Below are 16,742 nucleotides of genomic sequence, written 5' to 3'. Positions count from 1 at the left end.
GATTACAGCTCTTACAATTGTTCAATTTATTAATAAAAACTATTTAAACAAAAAAATCAACAATCTAAAATCAAGCATATTTTAAAATGCACAACGGGTTTTCATATATAAATTCATATAAAATTCATTAAAGCAAGAAAATAATATTTACAAAACATAAATTGTCTTATATAATTCAACCAACATATTAAAAACAACTACAAAAGCGTTATTTATAATAACATAATACGTAAATTAGTACGCAAAGTATAATGATGAAGTTAGAAATCAAAACCCTCACCAAGCAATTTGGTCAAGACAAAACCGGCTTATCCAATTTTTCCGCAACCATTGAAAAAGGTGTTCTGGGGCTTCTTGGGCCCAACGGCGCCGGAAAATCAACCTTAATGAAAATCATTGCTACGATAAGCAAACCAACGCAGGGAAATATATTCCTGAATGGAGAAGATATTGTAAAAAACCCGGATGTGATCCGGAAAACATTAGGGTATCTTCCGCAGGATTTTGGCGTGTACCCCAACCTTAATGCTTATGAATTTCTGGAATACATTGCTGCTATGAAAGGAGTCGGCGGATCCGGCTTGCGTAAACGGATTGATATCCTGCTGGAAGGAGTAAATCTTACCACAGACGCCAAACGCACCATCGGCACTTATTCCGGAGGAATGAAACAGAGAATCGGAATTGCGCAGGCCTTACTGAATGATCCTAAAATATTAATTTTCGATGAGCCTACTGTTGGACTCGATCCGGAAGAAAGGGTTCGCTTCCGCCAACTGATCTCTGAGATGGCCAGCGATGCCATTGTTATCCTTTCCTCACATATTGTATCTGATATAGAAACGGTAGCCGATGAAGTAGCCATCATGAAAAACGGGACCCTTATTGAAAAAAATACGAGCTTCGCTATTATCAGCAGAGTTGAAAATAAAATATTTGAAATTGCCCTGTCTCCGAATGAAGTAGAGGGCTTTAAAGCAAAATATCTGGTAGTAGATATCACCAGGCTTTCAGATAAAACATTGGTCCGATATATTTCTCATGAAGGATCTGAACCAGACTCAAGACCAGTGACAGCAACTTTGGAAGATGCTTATTTATTTTTAACTAAAAATAAGCAGTAAAGTCATGAGAAAGTTATTCAATACCTTAAAAGGAGATTATCTTCAGCGTAGCCGCAGCTATGCTTTCCTGATCACTATAGCTATTGCAGTCTATGTAGCTCATGCCTTTGTTCCTCCACCTGAAGCAGATTATTCTACTCTCAATTTATCTGGATATAACGGAGTATACAATTCTGCATGGGCAGGACACATCAGCGCATTGATGACTACTTTAATGCTGTCCCTATGTGGATTCTATCTTGTGAACGGAGCGATCAAAAAGGATATTGATACAGAGGTAGGCCTGATTATCGCTGCTACTCCCATTACCAATTCCGGCTATCTCTTTGTAAAATTCCTTGGTAATATAATGATTCTGTTTACCATTTCCGGTATTACTCTATTGGTAGGAATTATTATGTTTTTTATCCGGAATTCGGGATATCCTTTTCAAATAGGACATTTCCTGAGTCCCTATTTTTTTATGGCTGTGCCTGTTGTGATTCTTGTTTCGGGACTGGCAATAGCAGCCGAAGTTTTTCTCAGCCGAAGAACTATTCTTCAGAATGTCATTTATTTTTTCTGTTCACTTTTATGATAACAGGCATGATGAGAAAAGGTAACAGCCTTGGAGCTTACGCCGGCGACATTTTAGGATTAGGAATCATAACAAACAGCATTAAGGATCAAGTGAATAAACAGTTTAATGAAGACATCACAGGAGTATCTGTAGGTTATATTAAACAGCAGGATAAAAATTTTAAAACTTTTGAATGGAATGGTCCGCCCTGGAGCATTAACTATGTAGCCGGCAGACTGATCTGGATTGGTTTAACATGCTTATTAGTCTACATTTCATCATTTTTCTTTCATCGGTTTGATTTCAAACAAACAGTAAAATTAAGTCCGCTCCTGAAAATCCCGGAAGAAAATCCCGTTTCAATCCCTTATTCCGGTTTTCAAAGATCTGCGCTGCCTGAGATCATTCCAGCCTACGGAATTATACCTTTCATTAAAACAGAGCTGTTGTTAATGATCAGAAAAGATGCAAAATGGCTGTGGATAATAAGTATTGGATTGTGGATTGCTACCCTGTTCTCCCCATTGCCTGTAGCATTTTCTTTTTTACTGCCTGCATTATTTTTTCTACAGGTTAACAGAATATCAGACTTGGCAACTAAAGAAGTAACAAACCGTCTTCATTATTTCACCTTTGCATCGTACCAGCCATTGCGAAGACTGCTTCCTGCACAAATTCTTGCGGGATTTACTCTTTTAACAATTTTAGCGCTGCCGGTGATCGTACGTCTATTGCTAAACTTTAACTTCCTTCTCATTTTGCAGGCGTTAAACGGAATTGTTTTTATTGTGGCCCTGAGTGTTTGCCTGGGTCTGTTGAGCGGTGGCAAAAAATTATTTGAAATTTTATTCTTCTTATTGACTTATATTGCTTTTCAGGCACCTGATGCAAATTATCTTGGAAAGATAAGCAATTTCAGTTATCCGTTCCTCATCACTTTCTTGGTCATCAATATAATACTTTTGATTGTGATCTTTTTGATCAGAAAACATCAGATAAGAACTTTATAATCTTTTAACCTGTTGTGCATTTAGACTAAGTTAATTTTTGTTTTGTTCAAACTTCTTTTAAAAATGAAAAAGTTGAGGTACTGAATCATTGTAAAAGCAGTTATTTTAGGGTTTAATAGTCAAAAATAGTTGGTAAAATTCTTTGTATTTCCGATTGTTATTGATGATATATAAAGTTTATTGAACTTTGTTTCAATAAACTTTTTTTATGGCTGAAAATTCAAAAAAATCGTTGTTGGAGTTGCAAAAGTATGGATGTAATTTCTTGGGGTAAGCAAAATGGCAAACGTCGTTTTAAATGCAAAAATTGTGGTATTTATTTTACCTCCGAAAACAAATCTGTGAGTTTGAAAAATAAAGAGGTTTGGTTCAAAAAATGGATTATTGGTAAGCAAACTTATGAGCAAATTTCATCAGAATCGGGATATTCAATTAGCACCCTTCAGCGATATTTCAACACAATGCTTGGAAAAGCTTCTAAGTTGAGTTATAGTCAGAACAAGGAAGTTTATCTGCTGATTGATGGGACTTATTTTTCTAATGAGATTTGTTTGGTTGTTTTCAGAGATGATATTTTTAAACAGACCCAACTTTATAGAATTACTGATGGAGAGCATTATGAGGAGATGAAAGAGGATTTGGAAAACATATTAAATTTGGGAATAAAAATAGGCGGGATAACTTGTGATGGGGATAAATCCTTGTTAAAAGCCATTCGTAAAGTATGTCCAAAAGTGCCTGTTCAGAGGTGCTTGGTTCATATTCAGCGAATGTGCAAAATATGGCTTTCTGATTATCCGAAGTCCAATGCAGGGTTTGAACTGCGGGAAATCGTTTGTAAAATACACTTTATTGATAATGAATTAAAAAAGCAATATTGGATAAAAGAATTTTTGGATTGGTTTGAGACTCATAAAGATTTTATTAATGAAAAATCCTACAGTGAGCAAACGGGTAGATATTGGTACACCCACAAAATGGTAAGAAGATGATTTTCTGTTATCAGAAAGGCTTTGCCTAATATGTTTATTTTTCTTCAGAACTCTAAAATCCCAAAAACAATAAATGGTATTGAATCATTTTTCGGGCATTTGAAAGGAAATCTAAACATTCACAGAGGACTTACAAAAAGCAGGAGAAAGAAGTTTATCCAATGGTATCTTTTTTATAAAAATGAAAAACGGTAAAAGGTTTTTTCAGCCATAAAGCTGTTCCAATAATTAATGAAAAAGGATGGAAAAACCATCCTTCTAAATTATTGTTTACAGCATTGATTGTATTGCTGGTGAGTTGCTCCTCAGCAGAGCTCATTTCCTCTTCCAATCAATAGCCAAATATTACGAATTATTTTTCGCAAAAACACCAACTATTTTTGACCACATTACCGTTTTTGCAAAATTAATATTGATTAAAAATTGTCCTGTCAATTGTGAAATAGCCGTTTCAATTCTCTTTCTGATTTTAGCTTTTGTCTTAGAAAACTCTACAAAACCATGCTGATTTTTCCTCATTGGAAGAGACAGCTTTATGTTTGAATAGTTGAATAAATCTACCTGAAATTCCTTACTAATATATCCTCTGTCACCTATTAATAAGCAATTTTTGAAATTTTCTCTTACATCATTCAGATAATTTATGTCATGGACATTGGCTGGTGAAAAATCAAAAGAATGAAAGACACCGTTTTTGTCGCAAACAGCATGAAGCTTATACCCAAAGTATCTGGTTTTTTGAGCAGCACAATAGCCAAAAGAAGGTCTAATTTGCTCTGTTGAACAAATAGAGGAACGATTTGCTCTATTAATTTTACAGATTTCAATTGGGGTTGAATCCACAATAAAAACGTCTGTAAATTCAGAAAATTTACTACTCAGGTTTTCTCTTATTTTTTCAATGTAAGGAAAAAGCTTTCTCTTTCGACGATTGTAAACACTTCGTTCAATTTTCTTCTCCAGGTCTATTCCTGAAATGTATCTAAACAACTGTAATTCAGAATTTATGGACATGTATTCTGCTGTAATATTGAGTGCTGCCAGTTCCAAATCAGAAAGCTTTGGAACTCTGATCTGTTTTGTAGGTTCAATATCATTACAGATGCTTGTCAATTCTTTTAGAATAATTTTGTAGTTTTGAATAAGATTGTTCATTTTTTTAATCGATTGCGAATCAATTAAATATGGTGGTTTTTATCAGTATGAACAATCTTTTCCTTTTTTATTTCCTAAATGCACAACAGGTTTTAAATACAGTTTATTTTAATAAAATAAGATTATTTATTCAAGAGTTTTTACTAAAGTCTTTCTAAATAATCAATAAAATTTTCTGAAATTTGCATTAAAATAAAATTTAATGAAGATTGTAGACGTTGAGAGCTGGAACAGAAAAGAACATTTTGAATTTTTTTCTACTATGGCAAGCCCTTATTTTGGATTTACAACGGAGGTCGATTGTACAAAAGCCTACAATACGGCAAAAGAAAAAGGATACTCATTTTTTGCCTATTATTTTCACAAGTCTATGGTGGCAATCAATACTGTGGATGAGTTAAAGCTTAGAATTATTGACGGACAGGTAATACAGTTTGATACCGTTCATGCCGGCAGTACGATCGGAAGACCGGATGGTACTTTCGGATTTTCATTCACTCCTTTCTCAGAAGATTTTGAAATGTTCAATACTGCTTTGCAGGAGGAGGTAAAAGAAGTTCATGCGACTACAGGGTTAAGATTAAGCAATGAAAGGCTGGGGAAGGATCACATCAGACATACAACGATTCCATGGAATTCTTTCAGTGCTATATTGCATCCTACCGATTTTAATACAACAGAATCGGTTCCTAAAATTGCTTTTGGAAGATTCAACATCAGAGAAGGCAGAAAATATCTTCCGGTTTCTATTGAAGCGCATCATGGGCTGGCAGACGGAATTCATCTTTCCAAATACCTGGAAGAGTTCCAAAAGCAACTTGATCAAGAGTAATAAACGAAATATAATTTACCCAAAAGCAGGATTTACAATAAATCCTGCTTTTTATTATGGATACCTCTTTTTTATTTATGTGATGAACAGGCTGAAAAACATTGATCAGGATCATAAGAAGTAAAGATAGTAACGGGCTACATTTACAGTCTATTAATAATGACACAGAAGAAAATTGAAAACTGAACACTATTTTTATTTGCCCTATAACGTGGTATCTATGTGGTACGCAGATTTAACAAAATTTTAATCATTTTTTCTTTCTTTGCCATTATAAAATGGGATAAAATTTCATAGAAATTATTTTTTTGTGTAATCATTTCCTTGATGCATGAAATCTGCTTTAAATGATGAGAGGATCATTAAAAAAGCTAATGAAATTTTGAAAATATAAAAATTATTTTGTTCTCCGGATTACCTTTCATCCAGATTGATCAGAGAAAAAACTTGTACAGATACACAAAAGATGTGGCATCTGAAATGCGTAGATGAAAAAGTATTATGAAAAATAGAAAAACTGAAACTGATTTAGAAGATTTAAGCCAAAAGATTCGTGTACAGGACGAAATAATGGCATTAGCAAAATCCAATTCACCCCGATTACTGAATAAGTTCCGATTGGTTTATCCTGATTTTTTTAATAAGTTATCTGCTATAGAGCCCTCGCTTAAAAATTCTGAACTGATCTTTTGTATTTACCTTAAGCTCAATATGACCACCAAGGAAATTGCAACTTATATTTTTGTAACCCCGAAAGCGATACAAAACAGGAAAAACAGGATCAGAAAAAAACTGAACATTCCTTCTGAATTTGATATTTATAAATGGTTTAATGAAATTTAAACCATTTATTCTGTATTTAAACTTCTACTACTGCCTTATCCAGATCATGGTACAAAAGAATTTTCCAATTGTTTTCTCTCGCTTCTTTTTCCCATTTAAGCCTCAATTCCATTGCTTTCCTGCCATCGAAATCACTTTTATAAGCTAAGTGATATTTTAAATAAGAAGCCTGCGGAAGATCATCAGCACCATAGAAAACCGTTTCATCATTTTCACGGATCCAGAAAACCTGCATAAAAGGAGTGTGGCCGCCTACTACTTTATAGGAAATTTCATCTGTGATTTGCCCGCTATCATCATTCATCCAGATAATATTCGGGAGTTGAATGAGTTTTTCCAGTATCTCAAAATCAAAAGAAGGATTTCCTTTCTTTTCCATTGCAAAATCAAGCTCACGTTTTTGGATGTAGATCTTAGCATTCGGAAAAGCTGCTTCAAAACCATTTTCTGTAAGCTTCACAGCGCCTTCAATATGATCTTTATGAAGATGAGAGAGCAGTAACTTTGTGATTTGTTCAGGACGGATATTTTCCTTTTCAAGAATTTCTGAGACCACCGTTTTTCCCAATTCATTTTTCCAGCCAATCCCGGCATCCAGAAGGATATAATCATTTTCAGTAATGATAAGAAACGGTTGAACAGACATTTTGATTCCTCCAACTGTATCAAAATTTTCTTCTGTTAAAAGAGTAAAGTCTTTGGTTTTGCTTGCGGAAAAATTACCTTCTTTGAGCGGAATGATTTTCATGATGCAAATTTCTTTAATATTTCTAACATTCAAAAGGTTTTTCATCGATATAAATCATGAATAAAAACAATTATACATGCAGAGGGCTGAAATCTTTCTACTTACCACAGAATCATGTATCATTCATAGAAATGTAAAGAAAAGATGCTTATCATTTCTTATTTTAATGGTTATCTTTGATCTCTTAAAAATCTGGCGGCATGCATTATTACCTGCCGTGTGACAGCTTTCAATTCAAATAAAACTTTATACATAATGCAGGAGAATTCTTCCCATGGTATTTCCCGGACTGTTATATGGCTTATGGCCATTATTTCGGGACTTGTAGTTGCCAACAATTATTATAATCAACCGTTACTGGCTCTCATTTCTGAAGAACTTCAAGTTTCTGAGAGTGCTGCAAGTAAAATATCTGTACTCACACAGGTTGGCTATGCATTGGGATTGCTGTTGATTGTTCCGTTGGGAGATAAATTTTTCCGCAAGAAATTAATTTTAATTGATCTGTTTCTGGTTTTCGGATCGCTTTTATGGATGACGTTTGCTACTCAGTTGTGGATGTTGTATGCCGCCAGTTTGTTGATTGGAGCTACATCGGTTATTCCACAATTGTTTGTTCCGATTGCTGCAGAGCTTTCATCTGATAAAGAAAAATCTTCTAACATTGGGTTGGTAATGTCCGGACTATTATTGGGAATTCTTCTATCTCGTTTTATAGGAGGAATTGTAGGAGAAGTCTGGGGTTGGAGAGCGATGTTTGGAATTGCTGCCGGACTGATGATTTTGGTTTGGCTGGCCGTTTATAAAATGCTTCCGGAGTTGTCTCCTAATTTTGAAGGAACTTATAAAGAACTGATGCGCTCTGTTGCCCAACTTGCCAAGACACAACCGATTCTTCAGCTGGCATCATTCCGTGGAGCTATGGCATTCGGATCTATGTGTGCTTTGTTTACCACATTGGTTTTTCATATGGAAAACCACCCTTAATGCCGGATCTTCTGTAGTAGGAAGCTTTGGTTTAGCAGGTGCTGTAGGAGCTTTAGCTGCTGCCAAAGTGGGAAAATTACAAAAGTATCTGGATATTAACCGAATTATCTTATACTCTTTACTGATTGTAATAGGAAGCTGGGGCTTTACCTATTTTGCAGGAGAAACGTATTGGGGGCTTGTTGTAGGGGTAATCCTTGTTGATCTGGGAGTACAATCAAGCCATATTATGAACCAGACCAATTATTTTTTGATTAAATCCAATGCGGTCAACAGACTGAATACCGTTTATATGGTATCTTATTTCATTGGAGGATCACTGGGAACCTGGCTGGCTTCTATTGCATGGCAAAAGGCACAATGGACGGGTGTATGCTTTGTAGGTACAGGCTTTGATAGCGCACATCCTGTTTTGTAAAAAAGTAAATAAAGCATAAATTTTATACTAAACCTATTATAAGTTTCGGGGGATTTTATCTGCGATAAAATCCCCCGAAACTTTTTTACGAACATTCTTCTGCATTTTCCTGTGCCTGCATCATCTCCCTATGCTTTCCGCCCCATTCATCAAGCTGTTTCCAGATAGGAATCAGCTCTCTGGCAATTGCTGTCAGTTCATAATCTACTCTTGGCGGAACTTCTGCATGGACGGTTCTTTTTACCAAACTTTCTTTTTCTAATTCTCTCAGCTGTAGGGTAAGCATTCTTTCCGTTATTCCGGAAATAGAATTTCTAAGCTCACTGAAACGTAATTTTCCGTCTTTTAATTTGTTTAAAATGATCAGTTTCCATCGTCCTCCGATTCTGCATACTGCATAGCTCAGATCGCATCCCTGGATATACTTTTTGTTGATATTATTCGTTGAATTTTCTTTTATCTTGCCCATTACTTACAAATTTGTTAGTACCATACATTTAGCCGTATACAATGCAAATGTAAGGTTTGAGATTTAATTTTGTTCATCAAAATAGAAAATATACTGCAATAGAAGAACTATAGCGCTCGTGTTCTCAGCAGCAACATAACAACTTAAATCAAAATACAATGCAGTTAACCCCTAAAATAACACAGATTTTAAATCATTTAGAAACCATACAACCCTTCAATCCACAGGATTCTCTAGATGGAACCCGTAAATTTCTTGAAACCATGTCTCTCCAGCTCAGCGGAAAGAAAGAATCCGTAGCTATGATTGAAGAACTGAGTATTCAGCAGGATAATCATCAGATTCCTGTCAGAATTTATCGTCCTATTGGAAGAGATGCTCAACAGTCGTCAGCTATTATTTATATTCATGGAGGATGGTTTATTGCAGGAGGATATGAAACACACGATGCTGTAGTTCGTAAACTGGCTAATAAAACAGGATCAGTCGTTTTTTTTATAGATTATCGTCTTGCTCCCGAACATCCTTTTCCAGCAGGCTTTAATGACTGTATTCACGGAGTAAAATGGGTTTTTGAACATGCAGAATCTCTAGGAATTGATCCTGATAAAGTAGGAATTATAGGAGACAGTGCCGGAGCTGCTTTATCAACAGCTGTTTCTACTCAATTAGGAAAACAGTTGAAATTTCAGATACTGATTTATCCTGCGGTAGATAATCAATTGAACTCAAAAACATGGGAGACTTATGAAAACGGTCCGGTTCTTAACAAACAGGGCGGTATTGAAGCATGGGCAGGTTATCTTCCTGAAAAAGAAAAAGATAATCCTCTGGCGATTCCTGTGTTGATCAAAGATTTTAAAGAAACGCCGCCTACCTTAATCATTCTGGCAGAACATGATCCTTTGCTGGATGATGGAAAACAGCTTTCTGCGAACATGGAAAATGGGGGAGTTACGCTTACAACAAGTCTTTACAAAGATATGGTTCACGGTTTTATGCATATGGGTGAACTGTTGGAGGAAGTACAGTCAGCAGTAAATGAAATGGCGGCTTTTGCCCATCAAAATTTAAAATCTGACGAATAAGAAAGATCATGAAGAAATATGCATACATTGGATGTCTGGGATTTATAGCCGTTATTACTACAGAATTTGGGGTAATCGGAATTCTCCCGCAAATTGCAGAACATTACAGCATCAGTATAGATAAAGCAGGGTATCTCTTGAGTGCTTTTGCTTTAATCATTGCACTTACAGGGCCTTTTATGACCTTACTTACCTCAGGTTTTGACCGTAAGAAAATAATGCTTTCGGCTATTTTCATGTTTCTGATTACAGGATTTGTATCTTCTTTTTCACCCCCTTTTTGGCTATTGATGCTGGTGAGAATTTTACCTGCATTCCTTCAGCCTGTTTATATTGCGACTGCATTATCTGTTGCGGTATCTCAGGCAGATGACCGGAAAAAGAATGAGCTTATGGGAATCGTTTTTAATGGAGTAGCCATTGCCATGGTAACAACAGTACCTTTTGCGACTTGGATGGCCGGAATTGTATCCTGGGAATATTCATTTATGATACAAACTGTTGTGAGTTTAATTGCTCTGGCTGTCATTTATTTTCTGCTTCCTGCAATGCCTGTAAAAGAGAAGAAATCCTATGGAAATCAGATCAGAATATTGAAGCAGCCACCATTTGTTCTGAGTACGCTGACTAATTTTTTCATGATTACGGCGTGGTTTTCTACTTATAGTTATTTTGCAGATTATCTGAACAAAGCCAAAGGAATGGATACATCAATGGTAAGCTATATGCTTTTGCTATTTGGAATTATAGGCGTATTTGCCAATGGAGTTGCCGGAAAAATGCTAAATAGAAATGTGGCAGCTACAACCGCTATTTTTCTCTCCGGGACCATTGTAGTGCCTTTTCTTCTCTATTTTTCTGATGGAAACTTATGGGCAACCATTGCAGTTATCGGAATCTGGGGATTTCTGTATTCACCAAGCTTTTTAAATGCATCCACTTATATGATTTCTTCAGCACCGGAATCATTGGAATTTGCCAACAGCCTGGCCACATCGTTCGGAAACCTGGGAGTAACAGTAGGAACTACAATCGGAGGATGGGTGATCGTTACAAAAGGAGTAGAGTATACTCCGTGGATAGGTTTTGTTTTCGGGCTGCTTGCATTTTTGATGATGATCTTAAAAGGAGCCTTAGAGAAAAGGAATCAAGTGTTGTCTACCTGCCATAATTAAACTGTAATAATTTTTGTTACATTAAATAAAATAGACTATCTTTGTATTATTAATTTGAAACTGGTTTAAACTTTTATTTTAAACCATTAAGATTTTAAGAGTATTATGATGAGCTTCGCTTTAGGCTTAAAATTAGAATGATTCATCTTAACTATACTTTATTCCTTAAATCCTTCTTAATGGTTTTAATATATTTTGATAAGTTTAAATAGTTTTTTGATGTAAAATTAAATACAATGAAAATAGAAATCTGGTCGGACGTGATGTGTCCGTTTTGCTATATCGGAAAAAATAATTTTGAACAGGCATTGAATAAACTTCCTTTTAAAGATGAAGTAGAAGTGGAGTGGAAGAGTTTTCAACTGGATCCAAGTTTAGATCCGAAAGAAACTCAGGATACCCTGCAATATTTCAGAGAAAAGAAAGGATTTCCTGAAGCTCAGGCTACCCAAATGCTGGGCCAGGTAAGTCAGATGGGAAAAGGAGCAGGAATTGATTTTAATTTTGGGAAAACTCTGATCACCAATACTTTTAGTGCTCACAAGCTGCTTCATTTAGCTAAAAAGCATAACAAGTCCAATGAAATGGAAGAAGCTTTATTTATCGCTCATTTTATTGATGGTAAAAATGTGGGAGATACAGATGTTTTGGTTGCTCTTGCTGAAAACTTAGGAATTGATAAAGAAGAGGCAAGGCAGGCTGTTACAACAGATCAACTGGATGATGAAGTGAACCAGGATATTCAGGAGGCAAGAAACAATGGAATTTCCGGAGTTCCCTTCTTTGTTCTGAATGGGAAATATGCCGTTTCCGGTGCTCAGCCTGCAGAGGTATTTGAAAATGCATTGCAGCAAACTTACAAAGAAATAGTAAGCCCGTTTAAGGATATTTCCGGTGAGAATGGAGCCTCCTGTGATGCAGATGGATGCAGTATTTAAGATATCAAAACCCCAAAATAGTTTTATTTTGGGGTTTTTAATTGAATAGAGTCTCGTATCTTTGTTACACAGCTCCAACAGCTGTATAAATCTGATTTTTCAATGATAAAAATTAACACCGAAAGTCATTATTCAATTGATGATACCCTTTTTGTTTTTGCATTAGATTCTGAAGCAGGAACCGTTTTCGACGATAAAAATAAATTAATTACCGGTATCGGAAAAGTAAATGCAGCGATTGAATTAACCAAAGAAATTCATACAAGAAAACCTAAACTGATCGTGAATTTAGGCTCTGCCGGAAGTAAAGGATTTCATAAGGGCGAGGTAGTATGCTGTACAAAATTCATTCAGAGAGATATGGATGTAAGAGGATTAGGTTTTAAATTGTATGAAACCCCGCTATCCGGAGTACCGCCTGTATTGGAATACGGTCTTAAAATGGACACCTTGAAAGAAGGAATCTGCGGAAGCGGTGACAGTTTTGAAATGAACCACTCCGAAACCGATTATAATATTGTAGACATGGAAGCCTATCCATTGGCATTGATTGCCCAAAAGGAAAACATTCCGTTTCTATGTCTGAAATATATCTCTGATGACGCAGGCAGTGATGCTGCAGACGATTGGAGTGTCCAAGTGCATCTGGCTTCTGAAGCTTTTAAGAAAATTCTTTTCTCATAACATTTAATTTTACCATCATGAGCTCAATCATTATTAACAAAGCCTCAGCTGAAGACGTAGAAATTGTACAAAGTTTAGGAATACAGACATTTTCTGAAACTTTTGCAGAAGATAATACGGAAGGGGCCATGAAAAAATATCTGGAAGAAAGCTTCAATACCGAAAAAATAAAATCTGAGCTCAATAATCCTGATTCTCATTTCTATATTGCCTGGGAAGAAGACAATCCGGTAGGATATCTGAAGGTTAATGCAGGAAATGCACAGACAGAACTTCAGGATGAAGCCGGACTGGAAATTGAAAGAATTTATGTTAAAAAAAGCCATCATGGGAAAAAAGTAGGGCAGCTTCTTTATGATCAGGCCTTAGAAACTGCCCGACAATTTTGTAAATCCTATCTATGGCTCGGAGTATGGGAAGAAAATCTGAGAGCTTTACAATTTTACAGGAAAAACGGGTTTGTTGAATTTGATAAGCATATTTTCAGACTTGGGGAAGAAGAACAGACGGATCTGATGATGAAAAAAATGTTGGATTAATTTTCTTCCAAATAGAAAGATTGTATTTGACCGCTGATTACACAGATTTTCACAGATGATTATATAATACAAATCTTTATACCTTCTAAATACTAAAATGAACCATTCAGAATTTGTAAAATATATTAATCAATATTATCCTTTATCCGAAGAAACAATTCAGGATTTATTGGATATCTGTACGGAGGAATATTATCATAAAAATGATCTTCTGCTGGAATCCGGTTCTATGGCAAGATATTATTACTTTCTAAAATCCGGATTGATAGGCTATTATACGGTAGATGAGCAGGGAAACAATATTTACAAAATTTTCTTCGAAGAAAACAGTTTTGTAGCCTCCACAGCAGCCATTATCAAAAATGAACCCAGCGATTTCAATATCATAGCACTGGAAGACTGCTCAGTGATACAATATCCTGCAAAAGCTTATCGAGAATTACTTGAAAAACATCATGATCTGGCTCTTTTTCATCTGTATTATCTGGAAAAAAACTGGGTCGTAAAAAAGGAACCTCTCGAAGTTTCTCTGAAATATGAAACCGCAAAAAACGGTATTTACAATTGTTGGGTAACCCATCTTTATATAAAAGACTGAAACAGCATCACATTGCTTCTTATCTGGGAATAACACCTACACAACTAAGCCGGATCAAAAAGGAAATCGATTGATATTCCTAAGTTTAAAGGGAAAATAAATTAACAAAAGCTTCAACATATGTTGAAGCTTTTTCTCTTTTTCTACCGCAATTTTGCTCTGTCAGAAGATCATTGGTACATTATATGTTTTATAATAAAAGGACTTTTGACAATTATTAATTCAATATTTTTCAACATGAAGAAGCTTATCAACATTGTATTTGTGCTGACTGCCTGTATTCACTTATCAGCACAAAAAATTATTCATCAGGAAATTTTCAGTCCGAAAATGAATAAAAAGATCAAAACAGTCATTATTACCCCCAATCTTCAGCCAAATACAACCTATCCGTCGGTTTATATCCTTCATGGTTTCAGCGGTAATCCGGACAGAATCATTAAGCAGGATATTCCGGATCTTGTAAAAAAAGCTCAGGAATTTAAAACAATTTATGTACTTCCTGATGGAAATTACAGCTCTTGGTACGTAGACAGTCCGATCGTTAAGGATTCACAATATCAAACCTTTATTGGAAAAGAATTAGTAGACTTCATTGATAAAAACTATCCTGTGAAAGCGGAGAAAAAATTTCGTGGAATTTTGGGATGGAGTATGGGAGGTTATGGAGCAACTAATATCGGAGTTACTTATAATAAGACATTTGGTATCGTAGGGAGTTCTTGTGGAGCGTTGGATTTCAATTCTTTTGGAGAAGGCTATCAAAAATATATGGTTAATAAAGTGCTGGGACCGTTGGAATCTATCAATCCCAATTTCCTCACCGACAGCAAAATAAAGTTAATGACAGGAGCCGGACAGCAATATATTTTCGATTGTGGAACAGAAGATACCCAAATGATCACCATGAACCGGAATTTTCATAAAAAACTGACAGAAATGAAAATCCAGCATCTCTACACCGAATCTTTGGGAGGACATGTTACCGAATACTGGAGTAGGTCATTATCTGAGCAATTGTCTTTATTTGACCGATTTTTTAAATAGTAAAATTATACGCGTTTAAGTTTCGGCTAAAGACAAAGGATTTATTTTCTGTTTATTTAAACGGGCTTTAGCCCGTTCCTATTGAATATTGATTAGTTTTTGTATCAATAAAAGTGAGCTTTAGCCCGCTTGTCTTTCTTGTTATCATAATATTGGCTTTAGCTAAAATCAAATAAAAAAAATCCTTTTTGAGCAGTACTCAAAAAGGATTTACTATTGATTGATGTTAAAAATTGCTAATAAGTCAGCATATTAAAAATGTTGAAAGTTTTTACCCAAATGTTCTTCTATTACAAAGAACGGATCTTCCGTAAGCGTGTGTGCTCTCATGTCGATAAGACTCACTTTACTCATCATACGAAGCATAATTCTTCTCTCGCATGGATGTTCTATGCCGTCAATATTTCTTACTCCTGCACGGAAAGCCGACCTCCCATGGGCACATAAGTGATTATTAACCAAAATTACATCCCCTGCCTGAGGCGTGAATCCTGAATAGATCAAATGTCTGGCTTCTTCCCAGAACTCATGCAGCGTATTCTGCGCCTCATCCGATTGTCTTATACTTGAATTGAAAAGCTGCTCGGCAGCATCAAACCTCATAAACGGAAGGCTGTAATTACCATACAGTACAGAGTCTAATGTCTCTTCTTCATTTTCTCCTGTCTCCAGATTGGCATCTTTCGGGATTTTATAAATACGCTCAAAAAGAGGTCTGTAATTGTCCCCGATCGATTCATGAGAACGGATAGAATAAAGAGTGGAAGGAACCTGCTCCTCATTTCTTACATACATAAAGCTTAAGTAATCAGCCTGATGTTTCAGAAAAGCATCTTCGGTATGCACATATAAATCTGTTGAAGATCCTGATCCTGTCTGCGTTTCCTTCATTTTTTCATCAGGAATGATGGCATGAATCAATCCACCACCTTTACGCTGTGAATAATATTGTACAGGTTTTGAAGGAAGTGCCCCATGAATCATTGCACATGCAAAACCATATAAATTAAATTTCGAATAATCTGCCGCCTGCCAATTCGGAGGGGTAGATCCTATATCCTCCTGATCAATATCCATTAATCCTGTAAAGATCAGTGCACCATACTGATTTTTTGAAAAGTCACTCGCAAAATCAGCCGCTATGTTTAAAATTCTCTCCGGTAAGAAATAAGACGCCAGCTGATGTACATGCTTTATAAAATCACGGTTTTCATAATTGTCATACTTTTTCTGAAGATGCAGGGCCGCATCTTTTATCATTCTTCTTTCCTGAGAGGTGACTTCTATGACCGTAGGAAGCAGTTTTACCGCTGTTAAACAGTCTTTATCTAAAATTTCTGTAGAATTCATTAAAAAAAATTTGGTGTTAAGTAATAATTTTTATCTTTGTTTTTAATTATTCTAAATAACAATAGCTGGTTCAAATTTAGTAATAATTACTCAATCACCAAATAAATTATAATAAAAAATGTAAAATTTAAAAACCTGACTATCAGATATATACAACAATATATCGAAAAAACCACAACAACTCAC

Annotated in this window: 20 protein-coding genes; 15 read left to right on the top strand and 5 right to left on the bottom strand. The window is 35.5% G+C overall.

Annotation, left to right across the window (positions count from 1 at the left end; translation table 11 throughout):
* Nucleotides 1-251: 251 nt before the first annotated feature.
* From BOQ62_RS13995 to BOQ62_RS13980, 4 genes are all read left to right on the top strand, one after another.
* The gene (locus BOQ62_RS13995; protein WP_228414142.1) at nt 252-1,124 is read left to right on the top strand and encodes an ABC transporter ATP-binding protein; all 873 of its coding nucleotides are present in this window, start codon (nt 252-254) and stop codon (nt 1,122-1,124) included.
* A 4-nt stretch (nt 1,125-1,128) separates the two neighbouring features.
* Entirely contained in the window at nt 1,129-1,701 is a 573-nt protein-coding gene (locus tag BOQ62_RS13990; protein ID WP_129040422.1) for a hypothetical protein, read from the top strand.
* A gap of 8 nt (nt 1,702-1,709) precedes the next feature.
* Nucleotides 1,710-2,693, top strand: coding sequence for a hypothetical protein (locus BOQ62_RS13985; RefSeq protein WP_129040419.1), 984 nt, complete (start codon nt 1,710-1,712; stop codon nt 2,691-2,693).
* A gap of 251 nt (nt 2,694-2,944) precedes the next feature.
* On the top strand, nt 2,945-3,685 hold the full coding sequence (locus BOQ62_RS13980; RefSeq protein ID WP_228414140.1) for a transposase: 741 nt from the start codon (nt 2,945-2,947) through the stop codon (nt 3,683-3,685).
* Between the two features lie 154 nt (nt 3,686-3,839).
* On the opposite strand, the gene BOQ62_RS22525 is transcribed toward BOQ62_RS13980, so the two are convergent.
* Nucleotides 3,840-4,004 carry a hypothetical protein gene (locus BOQ62_RS22525; RefSeq protein ID WP_164976751.1) on the bottom strand — a complete coding sequence of 55 codons (165 nt, stop codon included), beginning with the start codon at nt 4,002-4,004 and terminating at the stop codon, nt 3,840-3,842.
* A gap of 26 nt (nt 4,005-4,030) precedes the next feature.
* Nucleotides 4,031-4,735 carry an IS982 family transposase gene (locus BOQ62_RS13975; protein ID WP_228414138.1) on the bottom strand — a complete coding sequence of 235 codons (705 nt, stop codon included), beginning with the start codon at nt 4,733-4,735 and terminating at the stop codon, nt 4,031-4,033.
* 307 nt (nt 4,736-5,042) lie between these two features.
* Here BOQ62_RS13975 and BOQ62_RS13970 point away from each other — a divergent pair, with 307 nt between their 5' ends.
* On the top strand, nt 5,043-5,672 hold the full coding sequence (locus BOQ62_RS13970; protein WP_129040417.1) for a CatA-like O-acetyltransferase: 630 nt from the start codon (nt 5,043-5,045) through the stop codon (nt 5,670-5,672).
* A 501-nt stretch (nt 5,673-6,173) separates the two neighbouring features.
* Nucleotides 6,174-6,515 carry a helix-turn-helix transcriptional regulator gene (locus BOQ62_RS13965; RefSeq protein WP_129040415.1) on the top strand — a complete coding sequence of 114 codons (342 nt, stop codon included), beginning with the start codon at nt 6,174-6,176 and terminating at the stop codon, nt 6,513-6,515.
* A gap of 16 nt (nt 6,516-6,531) precedes the next feature.
* Here the strand turns inward: BOQ62_RS13965 and BOQ62_RS13960 are convergent, their stop codons facing one another.
* Complete coding sequence (locus tag BOQ62_RS13960) at nt 6,532-7,263, bottom strand: MBL fold metallo-hydrolase (RefSeq protein ID WP_129040413.1); 732 nt, start codon at nt 7,261-7,263, stop codon at nt 6,532-6,534.
* Nucleotides 7,264-7,518: 255 nt separating this feature from the next.
* Between BOQ62_RS13960 and BOQ62_RS23345 the strand changes: the two genes are divergently transcribed.
* Nucleotides 7,519-8,250, top strand: a complete 732-nt coding sequence (locus tag BOQ62_RS23345) for an MFS transporter (protein ID WP_228414136.1) — start codon at nt 7,519-7,521, stop codon at nt 8,248-8,250.
* Nucleotides 8,204-8,668, top strand: coding sequence for a hypothetical protein (locus tag BOQ62_RS23340; protein WP_228414134.1), 465 nt, complete (start codon nt 8,204-8,206; stop codon nt 8,666-8,668). Before BOQ62_RS23345 ends, BOQ62_RS23340 begins: the two co-directional genes overlap by 47 nt.
* Before the next feature lie 85 nt (nt 8,669-8,753).
* Here BOQ62_RS23340 and BOQ62_RS13950 read toward each other — a convergent pair whose 3' ends face one another.
* Nucleotides 8,754-9,137 (bottom strand): winged helix-turn-helix transcriptional regulator, encoded by a 384-nt coding sequence (locus BOQ62_RS13950; protein WP_129040411.1) that lies wholly within the window; start codon nt 9,135-9,137, stop codon nt 8,754-8,756.
* Nucleotides 9,138-9,295: 158 nt separating this feature from the next.
* Between BOQ62_RS13950 and BOQ62_RS13945 the strand changes: the two genes are divergently transcribed.
* The 7 genes from BOQ62_RS13945 (at nt 9,296) to BOQ62_RS13915 (ending at nt 15,206) form a co-directional block, all read left to right on the top strand.
* Nucleotides 9,296-10,225 (top strand): alpha/beta hydrolase, encoded by a 930-nt coding sequence (locus BOQ62_RS13945; protein ID WP_129040409.1) that lies wholly within the window; start codon nt 9,296-9,298, stop codon nt 10,223-10,225.
* 8 nt (nt 10,226-10,233) lie between these two features.
* Nucleotides 10,234-11,400: an MFS transporter gene (locus BOQ62_RS13940; protein WP_129040408.1), complete on the top strand. Its 1,167-nt coding sequence runs from the start codon at nt 10,234-10,236 to the stop codon at nt 11,398-11,400.
* Between the two features lie 236 nt (nt 11,401-11,636).
* A complete protein-coding gene (locus tag BOQ62_RS13935) occupies nt 11,637-12,338 on the top strand; it encodes a DsbA family oxidoreductase (RefSeq protein ID WP_129040406.1) in 702 nt (233 codons plus the stop codon).
* A gap of 102 nt (nt 12,339-12,440) precedes the next feature.
* On the top strand, nt 12,441-13,022 hold the full coding sequence (locus BOQ62_RS13930) for a nucleosidase (protein WP_129040404.1): 582 nt from the start codon (nt 12,441-12,443) through the stop codon (nt 13,020-13,022).
* A gap of 17 nt (nt 13,023-13,039) precedes the next feature.
* Entirely contained in the window at nt 13,040-13,561 is a 522-nt protein-coding gene (locus tag BOQ62_RS13925) for a GNAT family N-acetyltransferase (protein WP_129040402.1), read from the top strand.
* 97 nt (nt 13,562-13,658) lie between these two features.
* Nucleotides 13,659-14,159 carry a Crp/Fnr family transcriptional regulator gene (locus BOQ62_RS13920; RefSeq protein ID WP_228414131.1) on the top strand — a complete coding sequence of 167 codons (501 nt, stop codon included), beginning with the start codon at nt 13,659-13,661 and terminating at the stop codon, nt 14,157-14,159.
* Nucleotides 14,160-14,396: 237 nt separating this feature from the next.
* Nucleotides 14,397-15,206 carry an alpha/beta hydrolase gene (locus tag BOQ62_RS13915; RefSeq protein WP_129040400.1) on the top strand — a complete coding sequence of 270 codons (810 nt, stop codon included), beginning with the start codon at nt 14,397-14,399 and terminating at the stop codon, nt 15,204-15,206.
* 252 nt (nt 15,207-15,458) lie between these two features.
* Here BOQ62_RS13915 and BOQ62_RS13910 read toward each other — a convergent pair whose 3' ends face one another.
* Nucleotides 15,459-16,556, bottom strand: coding sequence for a TauD/TfdA family dioxygenase (locus tag BOQ62_RS13910; protein WP_129040398.1), 1,098 nt, complete (start codon nt 16,554-16,556; stop codon nt 15,459-15,461).
* Nucleotides 16,557-16,742 lie beyond the last annotated feature (186 nt).

Origin of the sequence: Chryseobacterium sp. CH21, assembly GCF_004119445.1 — a bacterium.
In the GTDB taxonomy this organism is placed as follows: domain Bacteria; phylum Bacteroidota; class Bacteroidia; order Flavobacteriales; family Weeksellaceae; genus Chryseobacterium.
The sequence above is the reverse complement of the archived record's forward strand: the minus strand, read 5'-3'. Positions and strand labels throughout refer to the sequence as shown.